Source organism: Microbacterium mcarthurae (assembly GCF_046064585.1).
GTDB lineage: Bacteria > Actinomycetota > Actinomycetes > Actinomycetales > Microbacteriaceae > Microbacterium > Microbacterium mcarthurae.
Genome location: NZ_JAROCE010000003.1, coordinates 47564 through 63595, shown reverse-complemented (window position 1 = coordinate 63595; position 16032 = coordinate 47564). Strand labels below are relative to the sequence as shown.

Here is a 16032-nt window from a genome sequence, read left to right as displayed (position 1 = left end):
CCGATGCTCACCGCCGCGTGGCCCGTCCGCCGCGCGAGCGGTGAGCTCGGGACGGCTCTCCCGGCCTTCATCGACCACCACGTGCATACGCATCTGATCGATGCGCACCTCCTGCCGGCCCGCGGAATCGCGGGGGTCGTCGATCTCGGAGGTGATCCCGCGGCCCTTGCCCGTGGGGTGACGGGGCTGCCGCGTGTGAGGTTCGCCGGCGCCTTCCTCACCGTTCCGGGCGGGTATCCGAGTGGGCGCACCTGGGCCCCCGACCGGGTCGTGCACACCGTCTCGAACGCCTCGGTGCATCCCGGTGTCCCCGGCGGCGCACGCACCGCCGTCGACGCGCAAGCCGACGCCGGCGCCGCCGTGATCAAGGTGGCGATGAACGCCGACGCCGGCCCCGTGCCTTCCGACGACGTCCTGACCGCGCTCCTCGCCGCCGCGCACGAGCGAGGTCTGCCCGTCGTTGCGCACGCGCAGGGCGCCGGGCAGGTCGAGCGGGCGATCGACGCGGGCGTTGCGGCGCTCGCTCACACCCCGTCCGACACGGGGCTCTCCCGACGGGCGCTCCGGCGCGCGGCCGACACCGGGCAGATCTGGATCTCGACCCTCGACATCCACCGTGGCCCCCCTCGCGAACGCGCGATCTCGCACCTCCGCGCGTTCGCCGACCGCGGGGGCCGCGTGCTCTACGGCACCGACCTCGGTAACGGCAGCCTCCCTCTCGGCGTCAATCGCCGGGAGCTCCTCGCCCTGCACCAGGCCGGGATCCGCGGCGACGCCCTCGTGGCATCCCTCGCCGACCCCTGGCCCGCGCCCGCCCGCACCGACGCGGTCCGGAGCTTCGTCGAAGGCCCCGCCCCGACCGACCCCACCGACCTCGCGACCTGGCTGTCGCGCGCGATCGTCGTCCCCACCGAGGAGCTCACCCGTGTCGATTGACCCCCGCGCCGCGTTCGCCGCAGAGGCCCGAGCGCTCGACGCCGCCGATCCCCTCGCCGGCCACCGCGATGCCTTCGCCGGGGCGGAGTCGCCGCTGGTCTACTTCGACGGCAACTCCCTCGGCCGCCCGCTTCGCGTCACCGCACAACGACTCGCCGACTTCGTTACGGCGGAGTGGGGCGGACGCCTGATCCGCGGGTGGGACGAGTCCTGGATGCAGATGCCCTTCCGGATCGGCGACCGGCTCGGGCATCTGGCGCTCGGCGCCGCAGCGGGGCAGACGGTCATCGGAGACTCCACGACGGTGCTGCTGTACAAGCTCCTCCGCGCGGCGCTCGCCGAGCGGTCGGCGAGCGACCCCGCACGGGTCGAGATCGTCGTCGGTCGAGACGACTTCCCGACCGACCGTTACCTCGTCGAGGGGATCGCCGCCGAGCGCGGGGCGCGGGTCGTGTGGATCGAGGTCGACACCACCCGCGGAGTGGACGCCGACCTGCTGCGCGCCGCGGTCGGCCCGCGCACCGCCGTCGTCCTGCTGAGCCACGTCTCGTACCGGTCCGGCTACCTGGCGGATGCCGAGACGCTCACGCGCATCGCCCACGAGGCCGGCGCCCTCGTCCTGTGGGATCTCTGCCACTCCGCCGGATCCGTTCCCGTGGAACTCGACGCGTGGGGCGTGGACCTCGCGGTCGGATGCACGTACAAGTACCTCAACGGGGGTCCGGGGTCGCCGGCGTTCGCGTACGTCGCCGCGCGACACCAGTCCGCGCTGACCCAGCCGATCCAGGGATGGATGGGCGCAGCCGACGTCTTCTCGATGGGGCCCCGCTACGAGCCCGCCGACGGCATGCGGAGGTTCCTCTCCGGTACGCCGCCGGTCCTCGCCATGCGGGCGATGGAGGACACGCTCGACCTGATTCAGGATGCCGGCATCACGGCGATCCGCGACAAGTCGGTGGCGCTGACCGCGTTCGCGCTGCGCGTGAGCGACGGCATCCTGGCTCCGCTCGGTGTGACGCTCGCGTCGCCGCGGGACCCCGCCGAACGCGGCGGCCATGTCACGCTGTCCCATCCCGCGATGCGGGCGGTCACGGCGCGCCTGTGGGCGCAGGACGTCATCCCCGACTACCGCGACCCGCGGGGCCTCCGGATCGGTCTCGCGCCGCTGTCGACGAGCTTCGCCGAGACGCTCACCGGACTCGAGGCCGTCGCCGAGGCCGTGCGCGCGGAGAGCTGAGCGCCCCAGGGCCCTGCCGGTCGCGGCGGAGGCTGCGCCGACGTGGTCGAAGGCGTCGCCGCGGGTCTAGCCTCGGAGGGTGATCGACCCCCTCCTCATCGTCGTCGGCGGGATCGTGGTGGTCTCGCTGGTCACGGTCATCGCACCGCGGTTCAATATCGCCGGGCCCCTCGTGCTCATGGCCATCGGGCTCGGGGTGAGCCTGCTGCCGTTCGTCCCCGCGTTCGCCGTCGAGCCGGAGATCATCCTCGTCGGCGTTCTGCCGCCCCTGCTGTACTCCGCAGCGGTCCAGCTTCCCGCGATCGAGTTCCGCCGCGACTTCGCGCCCATCGCCGGGCTCTCGGTCCTGCTCGTGGTGCTGAGCTCGCTCGGCCTGGGTCTGTTCTTCGCGGCGGTGATCCCCGGTCTCGGGCTCGCCCTCGGCGTCGCCCTGGGTGCGATCCTCAGCCCCACGGATGCCGTGGCCACCTCGATCGCGAAGCGCCTCGGGATCGCCCCGCGCGTGGTCACGATGCTCGAGGGCGAGAGCCTGCTCAATGACGCCACGGCGCTCGTGCTCCTGCGCACGGCTGTGGCCGCCGTGGCATCCGGGTTCGCTTTCATGGATGCCGTCGGAAGCTTCGCATGGGGCGTTCTCCTGGCCCTCGCGCTGGGAGGCCTCGTGGGGTGGGGGAACCTGCGCGTCCGAGAACGCGTGCGCAACCCTGCGGCCAACACCGCCCTGAGCTTCACCGTGCCGTTCATCGCCTACCTGCCCACCGAGCACCTCGGCGGATCGGGGCTCGTCGCGGCCGTCGTCGCCGGGATCGTCACGGGCCAGGGGGCGGCGCGACGGTTCACCCCGGAGCAGCGCGTCAGCGACCGGCTGAACTGGCGCACGATCGAGCTCATCCTCGAGGGCGGCGTCTTCCTCGTGTTCGGACTGGAGCTGAAGGACATCGTCCGCGCCAACCTGCAGGAGCACGAGGGCCTCTGGCACGGGACGTGGCTGGCCCTGTCGGCGTTGGGCATCGCGCTGCTGATTCGCGCCGTCTACGTCGCGGCCCTGATCTGGCTACAGGGGCGGCGCAGCCGCGGCACCGCCCGCGGGCGGGAACGCGCGCGACGCGCGAGCGAACGCGTCCACGACCTCGAGGAGGCGTACCGAGCCAACCCCGACGCGTTCGGTCGGCGGGGCGCGAGTCCGGAGCGCGCGCGGGAACGCTTCGCGTGGGCGCGTCGGCGCATCACGCGCACGCTGGCCGATCTCGACTACTACCGCGACGCACCGCTGGGGTGGCGGCACGGCACCGTGATCGTCTGGGCGGGGATGCGCGGCGTCGTCACCCTCGCCGCGGCACAGACCCTGCCCCGGGAGACGGTCGAGCGCCCCCTGTTGATCTTCGTCGCGTTCCTCGTGGCTCTCTTCAGCCTGCTGCTGCAGGGACTCACTCTCTCGGCGGTCGTGCGGGCGCTGGGCTTGTCCGAGGGCGGCGGCGCGGGACCCACGCGAGAAGAGCAGCGGGCCCTGGATGCCGAACTCCGCGGAGCGGCGGTCGCCGCGGTCACGTCGGGAACGCTGGCGCGGCGCAACGGGGAGCCGTTCCCCGCGGAGCTCGTGGAGCGAGCCGGCGCCCGGCTCACGCGGCCCCCCGACGACGATGTGACCGCTCGCGCGCGCGACCTCCTCGAGCTGCGGCTGGCGTCGATCGAGGCGATGCGGCGGGAGCTCAACCGCATCAGCCACGACGGCCGCTACAGCACCGCGGCTCTCCGGCACGCGCTCGCCGAGCTCGACGCCGACCAGCTGAGCCTCGAGCTCCGCATCGACGGCGAGGACTAGCGCCCTGTCCGCGCCACCGGTGTCCATCGAGTCCGCGAGACTTCATCGGGCCGACATCCCTACGGCAGGGTGCGCCACAGTTGCCGGCGCGATGAAGTCTCGGGGAGGGACGGGCGGGGCGTGCGGCAGAATAGAGGTGGAGGTGCCCATGAGCGAGCCCATCCCGACGACGGCGTCCACGGACGCTGTGAGCGCGACCGCGCCCGTCGCTCACACCGCGGCCGACTGCCCCCAGTGCTTCACCGAGATGCAGGGCGACGGAACGTGGTGGCGTGCCCGTCCCGCGGGATCCCGTCTCGTCGGGCTCGTGGTGTCGCGGCCGGGTCTGCCCTCCGTGGTGCAGCAGCGAGACGACCTCTCACGCTTCGGAGTGCCCATCGAGGGCTTCCGCCACCCCGCGCCCGAGACGCTCGAGGACTGGGCGGCGCGTCTCGACCGCTTCTTCGGCACGCTGAGCCGCGGCGATGTGCTCGTGGTCACGACCGTCGAGGTTCTCGGCGTCTCCCGCACCGACGCCTCGCGCGCGGTCGCCGAACTCCGGCAACGCGGCGTCATCGTCAAGGTGCTCGCCCACGGCGACCGGCACCTGCACACCGCGACCGTCACTCCCCCGGCGTGAGCTGCCCGGCGGGCCACCGCTGACGAACGACGGCACCCCGCACCCGCGGAATCGACACGGCCCACGTGCTCGCGGCGCCGCCCCATGCCGGCGGGCGCCTCACGCCCCGACGTACCGCGACAGATGCTCGCCGGTCAGGGTGGATGCCGCGGCGACCAAGGCCGCCGGCGTCCCCTCGAACACGACCGTGCCGCCGTCCCGGCCGGCCCCCGGCCCCAGATCGATGATCCAATCGGCGTGCGCCATGACGGCTTGGTGGTGCTCGATGACGACCACGGTGTTGCCGGCATCCACGAGTGAGTCGAGCAGGGCCAGGAGCGTGTCGACGTCGGCGAGGTGCAGACCGGTGGTCGGCTCGTCGAGGACGTACACCGCCCCCTTCTTCGCCATCGAGATCGCAAGCTTCAGGCGCTGACGTTCCCCGCCCGAGAGGGTGTTCAGCGACTGGCCGAGGGTGATGTAGCCCAGACCGACCTCGACCAGACGCCCCAGCACGGCGACCGCAGGACCGCGCGTGAGGAAAGCGGATGCCTCGTCGACCGACATCGCGAGCACCTCGGCGATGTTCTTGCCGTCCAGCGTGTACTCCAGCACCGCGTCGGCGAAGCCCGACCCTTCGCACAGCTCGCACAACGTCTCGACCGTGGACTGGAACCCGAGCTCGGTCACGATCACGCCAAGGCCCTTGCACGCGACACACGCCCCCTCGGAGTTGGCGCTGAACAACGCCGGCTTGACGCCGTTCGCCTTCGCGAACGCCGCGCGGACGGCATCCAGGACGCCGGTGTAGGTGGCGGGGCTACTGCGTCGAGACCCCTTGATCGGCGACTGGTCGACGACCACGACGTCGTCGACTTCGGGCAGGTTGCCGTGGATGAGCGACGACTTGCCCGATCCGGCGACCCCGGTCACCACGGTGAGAACGCCCAGCGGCACGTCGACATCGACATTCTTGAGGTTGTGCTGGGCCGCACCGCGGATGGGGATCGCCCCGGTCCGCTCGCGCACCGCGGGCTTCAGCCGCGCACGGTGGTCGAGGAACCGGCCGGTCAGGGTGTCGGACGCGCGGAGACCGGAGACGTCTCCCTCGTACTGGATGGCGCCGCCCGCTCGTCCCGCGCGCGGCCCCAGGTCGACCACGTGATCCGCGATCTCGATGACCTCGGGCTTGTGCTCGACGACCAGCACCGTGTTGCCCTTGTCCCGCAGCTGGCGCAGGGTGTCGTTCATCCGCTGGACGTCGTGCGGGTGCAGTCCGGCCGTGGGCTCATCGAAGACGTAGGTGATATCGGTCAGGCTCGACCCCAGGTGGCGGATCATCTTCGTGCGTTGCGCTTCGCCGCCCGACAGCGTCCCGCTCGCCCGGTCGAGGGAGAGGTAGCCGAGGCCGATGTGGACAAAGGCGTCGAGCGTGTCGCGGAGACCCCCGATGAGCGGCGCGACCGACGGGTCGTCGATGCTTCGCACCCACGCGGCGAGGTCGGTGATCTGCATCGCCGCGGCATCCGCGATGTTCACCCCGCCGATCCGGGACGAGCGCGCACCCTCGTTCAGGCGCGTGCCGCCGCACGCGGGGCACGCCACGAAAGTGACCGCGCGGTCGACGAACGCGCGGATGTGGGGCTGCAACCCCTCGCGGTCCTTCTGCAGCATGCTCTTGGTGACCTTGGGGACCAGCCCCTCGTAGGTCATGTTCGTGTTGGCGATGCGCACCTTGGTCTGTTCGCCGTAGAGGAAGATGCGGCGTTCCTCCGCGGTGAAGTCGCGCACGGGCGTGTCGCCGTCGAAGAATCCCGACTCGGCGTAGATCCGCACCATCCAGCCGTCGGCGGTGTAGCCCGGCACACGGATCGCGCCCTCGTTGAGCGACTTGGACTCGTCGACGAGTTCTGCGACATCGATGTCGCTCACCTGGCCCAGCCCCTCGCAGTCGGGACACATGCCCCCCGTGATCTCGAACGACCGGCGTTCCTTCTGCCCCTTGCGGGAGCCCGCCGCGAACTCGACCGCACCCGCCCCCGAGAGGGAGGGGACGTTGAACGAGAACGCCTGCGACGACCCCACGTGCGGCTGACCCAGCCTGCTGAACAACATGCGCAGCATCGCGTGCACGTCGGTCGCGGTGCCCACGGTCGAGCGGGCGTTGGGTGCCATGCGCTCCTGATCGACGCGGATCGTGGCGCTGAGGTTCTCAAGGGCATCGACGTCGGGACGCGACGGCTGGCCCATGAACTGCTGCACGAACGTCGGATACGTGTCGTTGATCAGCCGCTGGGACTCGGCAGCGATGGTGCCGAAGACGAGCGACGACTTCCCCGAGCCGCTCACTCCGGTGAACACCGTCAGTCGCCGTTTGGGAACGTCGACGTCGACGTTCTTCAGGTTGTTCTCGCGGGCTCCGCGCACGCGGATCACGTCGTGGGTGTCGGCGGGCGCATCGGACATGGCGGCTCCTCGGGTCGAACCTCAGTGTGCCGGAGGCCTCCGACATCCGCGACCGCGAACACGACGACGCCCCCGCGGAACATCCGCGGGGGCGTCGTGTCTGCGCGTGTCAGCCCTGGGCGCGACGGTTCGTGCGCGGGCCCCGACCGACGACCATGCCGGTCGTGGGGGTGCCGGATGCCGAGCGCCCGGCGCCCTGGGGACGTGCCGTGCCCGCACCCGCGCGGGCGGTGCCGCCCTGTCCGCGGCCCGCACCGGAGCGCTGGCCCTGGCGCGCGGGCTGCGCGCCGTCGGCGGTCGCGGCACCCTGACCGGCTCCACGCCCCCGACGTCGGCGACCCTCGCCGGGCGCGGACGTGCGGGGGGCGGCATCCGAGGACCCCTGCCCGCGGGCGGCCCGCTTGCGCTGAGCGTTGGCACCCTGCGAACGCCCGCCGCCCTGCGGCTGCGCGACGATCGGCTCGGGCTTGACGTACGGGGCGACCTCGCCGACGAGCGCGACGACTTCGGGCGATGCCGGGGTCACCGGCTGCGGGGTGACGGCGATCTTGGCCTTGCGGAGGATGTCGAGGGTGTCGCGACGCTGCTCGGGAAGCATGATCGTGACGACATCGCCCGCGGTGCCCGCGCGCGCCGTACGGCCCGAGCGGTGCAGGTAGGCCTTGTGCTCGACGGGCGGGTCGACGTGCACGACGAGCTCGACGCCGTCGACGTGCACACCGCGCGCGGCGACGTCGGTGGCGACGAGCACCTTGGCGCGGCCGTCGCCGAAAGCGGCGAGGTTGCGGTCGCGCTGCGGCTGCGAGAGGTTGCCGTGCAGGTCGACCGAGGGGATGCCGGCGGCCGTCAAGGCCTTCGCCAGCTTCTTGGCCTGGTGCTTGGTGCGCATGAAGAGGATGCGGCGCGCGGTGCCCGAAGCGAGCGTCTGCACGAGCTCCTTCTTGGCATCCGCATCGGCCGGGACGAACACGTGGTGCGTCATGGCGGCGACGTGCGAGTGGGCCTCGTCGACGGAGTGCAGCACCTCGTTGCGGAGGAAGCGCTTGACGAGCTTGTCCACGCCGTTGTCGAGCGTCGCCGAGAACAGCAGACGCTGGCCGTCGGCGGGGGTCCGGGCCAGCAGGCGGGTCACGCCGGGAAGGAACCCGAGGTCGGCCATGTGGTCGGCCTCGTCGAGGACCGTGATCTCGATCGCGTCGAGGCTCGCGAAGCCCTGACCGATGAGGTCTTCCAGGCGTCCGGGGCAGGCCACGAGGATGTCGACGCCCGCGGCGAGGGCGTCGACCTGACGCTTCTGGTTCACACCGCCGTAGACGGTGGTCGTCACCAGGTCGTAGGCAGCGGCGAGGGGCTTGATGACCTCGTCGATCTGGTTGGCGAGCTCGCGGGTCGGGGCGAGCACGAGAGCGCGCGGACGGCGGCCGCGGCGACGGTCGCTCTTCGCGGCGAGCCGGGCCACGAGGGGCAACGAGAACGCGAGGGTCTTGCCCGAGCCGGTCTTACCGCGACCGAGCACATCGCGCCCGGCCAGCGTGTCGGGCAGCGTGTCCGCCTGGATCGGGAACGGTTCGTTCTTGCCCTGCTCGGCGAGCACGGCGATCAGGGGCGCGGGCACGCCGAGGTCGGTGAAGGTCTGGGACGTCATGAAGTCTCCTGCCGGCGCGCACGCGCGCACGGCGGTTCGGGATGCCGCGATGCTGCGGCTGCAATGGGCGAAGGCGCCGGGTGGCGCATCCGTTCGCCGTGAAGGTCAAAGGCCCGCGGGAAGGGGGCCGGTGCGTTCGACGACGCGCGGAGCGAGAGCTCCTGCCTCCAGTCTAGCGGTGCGGTCAGGCGGCCGCGCGCCAGCACCCGGCGACGTGGTCGTCGACCATGCCCGATGACTGCATGAGCGCGTACATGGTGGTGGGGCCGACGAAGCGGAACCCGCGGCGGCGGAGTTCTCTGCTCATCGCCTCGGACTCGGGCGTCACGGCGGGCACCTCGGCGAACGACGACGGAGGCGTGTGGGTGGCGGGCGCGAACGACCACAGCAGGGCGTCGAGCTCGCCGTCGGCCATGTCGGCGGCGAGCGCGGCGTTGCCGATCACGGCCTCGATCTTTCCGCGATGGCGGATGATCCCGGCATCCTGAAGCAACCGGTCCACGTCGTCGGGCCCGAACGCGGCGGCGACCGACGGTTCGAACCCGTGGAACACCTCGCGGAAGCGCGGACGCTTGCGCAGGATCGTGATCCACGACAGCCCGGCCTGGAAGCCCTCGAGGCTCATCTTCTCGAACAGAGGACGATCGCCCCGCAGCTCGGTGCCCCACTCTTCGTCGTGGTACCGGCGGTACTCGGCATCGTCGCCCGCCCACGCGCACCGGGCTCTGCCGTCGGCGTCGATGATGAGGTCGCTCATGCTCTCAGGGTAGGCCGGGGTCCCGACACGATCGCCCGCGAGACAGCTGGTCAGCCGACCGGCGGGCCGCTAGCCTCCGGGCTATGCACACCGTTCCCCTCGGTCCTCGTCGGACACGCGTCTCGCTCTTCCTCGGCCTGGTCCTCGCGATCATCATGATCGTCGTCGGTCTGGTGGCCATCGGCGTGGACGGGCCGCTGTGGTTCGCCCTCATCATGCTGTTCGCGGGTGCCATCATCGCCGGAATCGCCATCGTCCGTCTGGTGCTCCTGCGCCGCGCCTGACACGGCGGAGGGCGGCGGCCTCACGACCACCGCCCTCCCCACCGATCTGCGCCTACTTGCCCGGCTTCTTCTCGGGCACCGGGGCGTTGCCCGAGGCCCGCAGCGCCGCATAGTACGACGCGGCTTCGTTCTGGCGGTCGTCCTCCACCCCGGTGGCGATGGACGCGCGAATGTGCTCGGGGCCGTACCCGAACGCGTCGACGAGGTCCTGCGCGTGGGGGCGCAGGCGAACGCACAGGCGGTCGATGTAGCTCGACACCGCGGCCGCGCGCTGCGTCGACAGCCGCCCGTTGATGAGGTACCAGGCGAGGTGCTTCTCGATGAGCTGCAGACCGAACAGATCACGCAGCCACGTCAGCACCTGGCGGGTGTTGTCGTCGCTCACGCGGTTGATCGCGTCGGTGAACGCCTCCCACTGCAGCAGCTCGCCATGGGCCCGGGCCGCCTCGATGAGCTCCGCCTGGTTCTCGTTGAACAGTGCCGCCGCGTCCTCACGGGAGAGCTTGGATGCCGGGCGCAGGCGCCCCGCGATGTCGGCGATCATCTGCTGCACCCGGTCGGCGAGCAGCTCGTGCTGCTGCTGTGCGCGCAGGCCCCGTTCGACCGAGCGCGCCGTGGAGCCCAGGTCGGTCACGGCCTGGCCGAGCTGACGCATGCCCGCACCGTGGAAGAGCTTCCCGGCGGTCTGCCCGACCGCGAACGCGGCGAGGGCCTTGGCATCCTTGCCCTTGAACTGACGGGCGTAATCGGCGAGCAGGCGCTTACCGACGAGCTGCAGCAGGACGTTGTTGTCGCCCTCGAAGGTCACGTAGATGTCGAGGTCGGCGCGCAGCCCCACGAGACGGTTCTCGAAGAGGAATCCCTGACCGCCGCACGCCTCGCGCGACTCCTGCAGGCTGTCCAGAGCGTGCCAGGTCGACAGCGGCTTGAGCGCGGCGGCGAGGGTCTCGAGGTCTTCGCGGTCGGCATCCGTGTCGAGGCGACCGCTGAAGACGCCGTCGAACTTCTGCAGGAACTCGTCGTGAGCGAAGATCTCGGCGTACGTGGTCGCCAGGCGCGGGAGCAGGCGGCGCTGGTGCTTGCCGTAGTCCAGCAGCGTGACCTCGGGGGTTCCGCTGCCGGAGTCGAACTGACGACGCTGGTTGCCGTACGTGATCGCGATGGTGAGGCCGATGGCCGACGCCCACGCGGCGGCTCCGTCGAGCGAGACGCGACCCTGGACGAGCGTGCCGAGCATCGTGAAGAACCGACGACCCGGGCTGGCGATGTCGCTGGAGTACGTGCCGTCGGCGGCGACGTCGCCGTAGCGGTTCAACAGGTTCGCGCGCGGCACCCGGACCTGGTCGAAGTGCAGGCGGCCGTTGTCGATGCCGTTGAGGCCGCCCTTGAGGCCGTCGTCCTCGCCGCCGATCCCGGGCAGGAAGTTGCCCTCATCGTCACGCAGCGGCACGTAGAAGCAGTGCACGCCGTGGTTCACACCGTTCGTGATGAGCTGCGCGAACACCGTCGCCGCCTTGCCGTGCAGCGCGGCGTTGCCGAGGTAGTCCTTCCACGCACCACGGAAGGGCGTGTGGATGACGAACTCCTCGGTGTCGGCGTCATAGGTCGCCGTCGTACCGATCGCGGCGACGTCCGAGCCGTGCCCGGTCTCGGTCATCGCGAACGCCCCGGGGATCTCGAGGCTCATGATGCCCGGCAGCCACTTCTCGTGGTGCTTCTGCGTGCCCAGTTGCAGGACGGCCGACCCGAACAGCCCCCACTGGACGCCCGACTTGATCTGCAGGCTGGGGTCGGCGGCCACGAGCTCTTCGAACCCGGCGATGTTCGCGCCGTTGTTCTCCTCGCCGCCGAAGCGCTTCGGGAACGCACGATGCACCGCCTTTCGGGCGACGAGTTCGTGCAGCTGGCCCAGAGTGCGCTCGCGGTGCGCGTCCATGCCGAGGCTGTCGTCGCGCCAGAAGATCGGGTCCTTCAGCATCTCGCGCGCCTCGCGGCGGGTCTCGGCCCACGTGCCGAGCAGGAGGTCGGTGACCCGCTCGATGTCGATGCGGTTCTCGGCCGCCTCCGCGGCCGAGTGGGCCGCGGTGGGCGCTCCCCCGACGGGCGTACGCGTGCTCGTGGCGGGCGTGGTGGGACGGACGGCGGCGTCGGTCATTTTCGGCACCTTTCGACGTTGCAAAGGGATGCCTCCACGGTAGGAGTCCCACAACGGTCGATCAAACACTGTATTGGGTGTGCACAAGCCCGGCGGCCGACGCTGCCGCCTGTCGTTGTGGGGCGTCAACATCTTGGTGACGTCCGGCCGGGAGCCGGGCCGAGCGGACTGGCGCCGCGAGAATAGGCTCCGCGCCGGAAACAGGGCGATATCGCGCGCATCAGCCTGTTCTCGACGCATCGCCTGTTCTCGATGCATCGCCTGTTCTCGATGCATCGCCTGCTGCGGAGACACGGCCGACACGGGCGCCGCGGTATCGCCGCGGCACAGCGCGCAGGAGCACCGCAGCGGCACCACTGCAGCGTGGCGGCCGAGGTCAGTGCTGGGCCACGACGGTCAGGATGCCGTCGCCGTAGGCCTCGCGCTTCTTGGCGCCGATGCCGGTGATGCCGTCGAGGTCGCTCATCGACGCGGGTCGCTCGGCGGCGATTGCGCGCAGTGTCGCGTCACCGAAGACGATGTAGGCGGGGACGCCCTGCTCGCGGGCCTGCTCCGCACGCCAGGCGCGCAGCGCCTCGAACAGGTCGCGGTCCCCCGCGGCGACATCGTCGGCGCTGGACTTGCGCGGACGGCTCGACCCGCCGCCACTCGAGCGGCCGAGCGCATCGCGGCGCAGGGGCACCGGCGTCTCCCCCCGCAACACCCCGGCCGACGCCTCGCTGAGGGCGAGAGTGCCGTAGTCGCCCTGGGCGACGATGATCCCGCGGGCGAGCAGCTGACGGATGACACTGCGCCAGTCCTGATCGGAGAGGTCGGCGCCGAGTCCGTACGTGGTCAGGCGGTCGTGACCCTGCTGCGCGATGCGGTCGGTCTTGGCACCGCGGAGGATGTCGATCAGGTGTCCGGCACCGAAAGCCTGCCCGCGCTCGCGCTGCAGACGCACGATGGTCGACAGCAGCTTCTGCGCGGCGATGAGCCCGTCCCACGTGTCGGGAGGCGTCAGGCACGTGTCGCAGTTGCCGCACGGCTCGGACTGCTCGCCGAAGTACGACAGGAGGTTCTGGCGGCGGCATCCGACCGTCTCGCACAGGGCCAACATGGCATCCAGGTGCTGTCCGAGGCGCATCTTGTACGACCGGTCGCCCGGCGACTGGTCGATCATCCGGCGCTGCTGGACGACATCGCCGAGACCGTAGGCCATCCACACGACCGAAGGGTCGCCGTCACGGCCGGCGCGGCCCGTCTCCTGGTAGTAGCCCTCGACCGACTTCGGCAGGTCGATGTGGGCGACGAAGCGCACGTCGGGCTTGTCGATGCCCATCCCGAACGCGATCGTCGCGACCATGATGACGCCGTCGTCGCGGAGGAAGCGCGACTGATGAGCGGCTCGTACCGACGCGTCGAGACCCGCGTGGTAGGGCAGCGCGTCGAGACCCTGCGCCGCGAGATAGGCCGCCGTCTGTTCGACGCTCTTGCGACTGAGGGCATAGACGATGCCCGCCGACCCCTCGGGCTGCGAGCGGATGAACGACACCAGCTGACGCCGAGGGTCGACCTTCGCCTCGATGCGGTACTGGATGTTGGGCCGGTCGAAGCTCGCGATGAACGTGCGGGCATCGCGCAGGCGAAGACGCTCGACGATCTCGCGCGCGGTCTCGGGCGTCGCGGTCGCGGTGAGCGCCATACGCGGCACGCCGGGGAAACGATCGGCGAGGTCGCCGAGGGCCAGGTAATCGGGGCGGAAATCGTGGCCCCACTGCGACACGCAGTGCGCTTCGTCGATGGCGATGACGCTGAGCTGCCCGCGCGACAGCAGCCCGAGGGTCTGCGCACCGTTGAGGCGCTCGGGCGCGACGTACAGCAGGTCGAGGTCACCGGCGAGATAGGCCTGCTCGACGGCCTGGCGCTCGGCGGGCGCCTGCGTCGAGTTGAGGTACGCCGCGCGGACGCCGTTGGCCACGAGCGCGTCGACCTGGTCGTGCATGAGCGCGATGAGAGGGCTGACGACCAGACCCGTGCCCGGGCGAACCAGCGCCGGCACCTGGTAGGTGACGCTCTTTCCTCCGCCCGTGGGCATCAGCACGACGGCGTCCCCGCCGTCGACGACCCGTTGCACGATCGCGGCCTGATCGCCGCGGAAGGTGTCGTAACCGTAGACCTCGTGCATCACGTCGCGCGGGTCGCGGCCGGTGAAATCCCGCACCTCGGGCAGCTCGCGCGCGGTTCCGGTCGCGACGGCGGCACGCGCGAACGGCGAGGCCGTGGCATCCACCGGCGGAGGCGGCGCGTCGGGATCGTCGGGCGGCGCGAACAGATCGGGGTCCCAGTCGGCGCCCGCATAGGGATCGTCGTACGTGTCGAACGCGTCGGGCGGCGCGTCGGCGTACGGCTCGGGGGCGGCGCCGGGGAATGTCACCCGACCACGGTAACCCGGGCCGCCGACACCGGCCGCCCGCTCTCACCGCGGCCGTGGAGGACATCGGGATGACGCGGCATGGGGAGACGGGGTGGGATGGCGGAACACCGTGCACCCTGCCAACGTTGAGGATGACACCGACGACCGGAGGCGACATGACCGACGATGTGACCGTGACCCGCAACGACGAGGCCCACCGCTACGAAGTGCACCTGGACGGCGAATTGGGCGGCATCCTGAAGTTCCGCCCCGCGGGAGAGGGCCGTGTCGTCCTCCCCCACACCGAGATCGACGGCGCGTTCAAGGGCAAGGGCCTGGGATCGGCGCTCGCGAGCGAGGCCCTGTCCGACCTCGCCCGCCGCGGCGAGACCGTCATTCCGACGTGCCCCTTCGTCTCGCACTACCTGCGCGAGCACGATGTGCCCGGTCTTGTGATCGACTGGCCGGACGAGGCCGACGCGGCCGACTCCGCCGATCCGAGCGAGCCGGCATGACCCGCCTGGACGTCGCCCCGCCGGCATCCGAGGGTCCCGTCGAATGCGACGGCCCACGTGCCCTCGTCGTCGAGGCCCGAGAGGTTCCGCTGGGCGGCGTCCGCGGTATGGAAGTGCACCGGACGCTCCCCCACCGCGCCCTGCCGATGGTGGGCGCCTGGTGCTTCCTCGACCGTTTCGGGCCGCAAGAGACCCTCATGAGGGTGGAACCGCACCCCCACATCGGGTTGCAGACGGTGACCTGGCCGATCGTCGGCGAAGTGCGCCATCGGGATGCCGTCGGCAGCGACGTCGTGGTCCGCCCGGGGGCGTTGAACCTCATGACCAGCGGCGAGGGCATCGCGCACTCGGAGTACTCCGTCGGCGATGCGCCCATTCCGCTCGACGCGCTGCAGTTGTGGGTCGCGCTCCCCGAGTCGCGGCGCCACGGCGAGCCGGCGTTCGAGCGGCACGAGAATCTGCCCGTCGTCGATCTCGGCGACGGCGCCGACGCGGTCGTCGTGATGGGTCGGCTCGGGGGCGTGGCATCCCCCGCGACCGTGCACACCCCCCTCGTCGGTGCCGAGATCCGGCTGCCCGCGGGCATTCCCGTACGCGTGCCTCTCGAGGCGGGCTGGGAATATGCCCTGTACGGCATGATCGGCTCGGCCGACGTGGAGACGGGCACGGATGCCGTCGACGCCGACGCCGCGCGACGTGCGGCTCCTTCGATGGCGGCGGGTGCCACGGCATCCGTCGACGCGTCGCGGCTGCTCTACCTGGGTACGGGACGCGATCACGTGGAGATGGTCGCTGCGGAGGGCGCCCGGGTGTTCCTGCTCGGCGGGGAGCCGTTCGAGGCCGACATCGTCATGTGGTGGAACTTCGTGGGCCGCTCGCACGATGAGATCGTCGCGGCGCGCGAGGCGTGGGAGGCGCAGGACCCGCGGTTCGGTGCCGTCGTGGATCACGGCCCCGAGCGCATCCCCGCGCCCCCGCTTCCCGCGGTGCGGCTGACTCCCCGCCGCCGGAGGGTGTAGCAGCGAGCGCCGCGCCGTCCGGCGCGCCCGGGGCGCCGCCCGTGCCGGGAGTTCAGTGTCCACAACACGCGGACGCGGGCCCCTGGCATCCGCGTGTCCTGGACACTCAACGGCGCACCCGGCGCACCCGGCGCACCCGGCACACGCCGCCCCACCGCCGGAAGTTCAGTGTCCACAACACGCGGACGCGGGCCCCCGGCATC

The 16032-nt window shown here is 71.4% G+C and carries 12 protein-coding genes; 7 read left to right on the top strand and 5 right to left on the bottom strand.

Features of this window, described 5'->3' with window-relative positions; translation table 11 throughout:
* Positions 1 to 3: 3 nt before the first annotated feature.
* From P5G46_RS10315 to P5G46_RS10300, 4 genes are all read left to right on the top strand, one after another.
* The gene (locus P5G46_RS10315; protein WP_408905654.1) at positions 4 to 936 is read left to right on the top strand and encodes an amidohydrolase family protein; all 933 of its coding nucleotides are present in this window, start codon (positions 4 to 6) and stop codon (positions 934 to 936) included.
* The gene (locus P5G46_RS10310; protein WP_239276075.1) at positions 926 to 2173 is read left to right on the top strand and encodes a kynureninase; all 1248 of its coding nucleotides are present in this window, start codon (positions 926 to 928) and stop codon (positions 2171 to 2173) included. The genes P5G46_RS10315 and P5G46_RS10310 overlap by 11 nt, the downstream gene beginning before the upstream one ends.
* A 79-nt stretch (positions 2174 to 2252) precedes the next feature.
* Positions 2253 to 3995 (top strand): cation:proton antiporter, encoded by a 1743-nt coding sequence (locus P5G46_RS10305; protein WP_239276074.1) that lies wholly within the window; start codon positions 2253 to 2255, stop codon positions 3993 to 3995.
* A 148-nt stretch (positions 3996 to 4143) separates the two neighbouring features.
* A complete protein-coding gene (locus P5G46_RS10300) occupies positions 4144 to 4614 on the top strand; it encodes a dehydrogenase (RefSeq protein ID WP_239276073.1) in 471 nt (156 codons plus the stop codon).
* A gap of 99 nt (positions 4615 to 4713) precedes the next feature.
* Here the strand turns inward: P5G46_RS10300 and P5G46_RS10295 are convergent, their stop codons facing one another.
* The 3 genes from P5G46_RS10295 to P5G46_RS10285 all read right to left on the bottom strand — a co-directional run bounded on the left by P5G46_RS10295 (position 4714) and on the right by P5G46_RS10285 (position 9461).
* Positions 4714 to 7059 carry an ATP-binding cassette domain-containing protein gene (locus tag P5G46_RS10295; RefSeq protein ID WP_239276072.1) on the bottom strand — a complete coding sequence of 782 codons (2346 nt, stop codon included), beginning with the start codon at positions 7057 to 7059 and terminating at the stop codon, positions 4714 to 4716.
* 109 nt (positions 7060 to 7168) lie between these two features.
* Positions 7169 to 8704, bottom strand: a complete 1536-nt coding sequence (locus P5G46_RS10290; RefSeq protein ID WP_375094839.1) for a DEAD/DEAH box helicase — start codon at positions 8702 to 8704, stop codon at positions 7169 to 7171.
* 184 nt (positions 8705 to 8888) lie between these two features.
* On the bottom strand, positions 8889 to 9461 hold the full coding sequence (locus P5G46_RS10285) for a DNA-3-methyladenine glycosylase I (protein ID WP_408905653.1): 573 nt from the start codon (positions 9459 to 9461) through the stop codon (positions 8889 to 8891).
* 83 nt (positions 9462 to 9544) lie between these two features.
* Between P5G46_RS10285 and P5G46_RS10280 the strand changes: the two genes are divergently transcribed.
* A complete protein-coding gene (locus P5G46_RS10280) occupies positions 9545 to 9745 on the top strand; it encodes a hypothetical protein (protein WP_239276069.1) in 201 nt (66 codons plus the stop codon).
* A gap of 52 nt (positions 9746 to 9797) precedes the next feature.
* On the opposite strand, the gene P5G46_RS10275 is transcribed toward P5G46_RS10280, so the two are convergent.
* Positions 9798 to 11900 carry an acyl-CoA dehydrogenase family protein gene (locus tag P5G46_RS10275; protein ID WP_239276068.1) on the bottom strand — a complete coding sequence of 701 codons (2103 nt, stop codon included), beginning with the start codon at positions 11898 to 11900 and terminating at the stop codon, positions 9798 to 9800.
* 376 nt (positions 11901 to 12276) lie between these two features.
* Positions 12277 to 14316, bottom strand: a complete 2040-nt coding sequence (recQ, locus tag P5G46_RS10270) for a DNA helicase RecQ (RefSeq protein WP_408905652.1) — start codon at positions 14314 to 14316, stop codon at positions 12277 to 12279.
* A gap of 155 nt (positions 14317 to 14471) precedes the next feature.
* Between recQ and P5G46_RS10265 the strand changes: the two genes are divergently transcribed.
* Together P5G46_RS10265 and P5G46_RS10260 are read left to right on the top strand one after the other, a co-directional pair.
* Positions 14472 to 14810, top strand: coding sequence for a GNAT family N-acetyltransferase (locus P5G46_RS10265; RefSeq protein WP_375094844.1), 339 nt, complete (start codon positions 14472 to 14474; stop codon positions 14808 to 14810).
* Entirely contained in the window at positions 14807 to 15829 is a 1023-nt protein-coding gene (locus P5G46_RS10260) for a pirin family protein (RefSeq protein WP_408905651.1), read from the top strand. Before P5G46_RS10265 ends, P5G46_RS10260 begins: the two co-directional genes overlap by 4 nt.
* Positions 15830 to 16032: the final 203 nt, after the last annotated feature.